1 protein-coding gene is annotated in these 679 nt (G+C 57.1%); it reads left to right on the top strand.

The window, feature by feature from the left end:
- Positions 1-49: 49 nt before the first annotated feature.
- Positions 50-679 (top strand): HAD family hydrolase (locus tag RNA01_RS23530; protein WP_268906714.1); only part of this gene is annotated, 630 nt, incomplete at its 3' end.

Raw genomic sequence — 679 nt, 5'->3', positions numbered from 1 at the left:
GACGGCACTGCTGAACAAGCTTGCCGAGTACAATGTCACGCCGATTTCGGTGGGGCGCTCAATCATCGCCACCTGGCATCCTCATGAACAGGCGGTTATGCGCGCCATTCAGGAACTCGGGCTGGAATTGCAGATCAGCTTCAACAAGGGCGCCGTCATGGTGCTTCCCACTAGTTTCAACAAGGCGTCAGGACTGCTCCATGCTCTCAAGCACCTGGATATTTCTCGGCTGAACATCGTCGCCGTGGGTGACGCGGAGAACGATCATGCATTTCTTGCAGCTTGCGGATGCTCCGCAGCCGTCGCCAATGCCGTCCCGTCCCTCAAACTGGAAGTCGATATCCAATTGCAGAAGGACCATGGTGAAGGCGTTGCCGAACTGATCGACCGGATCCTGCTCAAGGATCACAGGATTTTGCCGCTTCCGCGACGCGGTATTCTGGTAGGCGTCGACCGGCAGGGTCTGGACGTTTATATCGACCAAAGCGATCTGGTGCTGGTTGCAGGCAATTCCGGATGCGGCAAATCCAGCTTCATGGCCTTGCTGACGGAGCGTATGGCGGACAAAGGCCAGGAGTTCTGCGTTATCGATCCCGAAGGTGACTACCTTCAACTGGAAAATGCGGTGACCATCGGCGGCCTCCGCGATCCCCCGGCAACCGAGGAAGCACTTCGTCTA

The sequence above is a fragment of the Paenirhizobium naphthalenivorans genome (genome assembly GCF_007992095.1).
Lineage (GTDB): Bacteria > Pseudomonadota > Alphaproteobacteria > Rhizobiales > Rhizobiaceae > Allorhizobium > Allorhizobium naphthalenivorans.
The sequence above is the reverse complement of the archived record's forward strand: the minus strand, read 5'-3'. Positions and strand labels throughout refer to the sequence as shown.